Here is a 468-nt window from a genome sequence, read left to right as displayed (position 1 = left end):
AGATGACTCACACCCATTCTCAGACGGTCCTGCATCAAAAATCTCTCCGCGTGATTCCTTCGCTTCCTTAACCTCTGGAACGTATTCTAAACCACCAGCAGGAAGCCTGAAGCGTCGCCTGTCTTCCTGTTCCGAACGACACGCAAAACGCAGATTCTCATCAGCAGAATAATCCCGAGCTATAAGCCCAAGGTGCTTGCAGTCAGCAGATATCAGCCAGCAGATATCATCAACAGACCACCCCAGATGGAACACATGCCCAAGCCATGAACGAGGATAATACCCCCCATCATATGACTGAGCTTTGATGACCCTTTGGGCCTCTAATTTCGTATATGAACGACCTACGGATTCCATCCGAGACCACCAGTCTTGGCGGTCTTGTGTTGAACCATCGCCATCAGTTGTGTTATAATACTGATGTGGGKCGGGTTGTGACGTTCCTGCGTCATGAGCCTTCTCCTAACC

General features: G+C 49.9%; 1 protein-coding gene. It reads right to left on the bottom strand.

Going from position 1 to position 468, the window contains the following annotated elements; translation table 11 throughout:
• Nucleotides 1–357, bottom strand: a 357-nt coding sequence (locus KP705_RS17505; RefSeq protein ID WP_215765202.1) for a hypothetical protein, incomplete at its 3' end; no start/stop codon positions are given.
• Nucleotides 358–468 lie beyond the last annotated feature (111 nt).

Origin of the sequence: Gluconobacter sp. P1D12_c (genome assembly GCF_018812105.1) — a bacterium.
Taxonomy (GTDB): Bacteria; Pseudomonadota; Alphaproteobacteria; order Acetobacterales; family Acetobacteraceae; genus Gluconobacter; species Gluconobacter oxydans_A.
The sequence above is the reverse complement of the archived record's forward strand: the minus strand, read 5'-3'. Positions and strand labels throughout refer to the sequence as shown.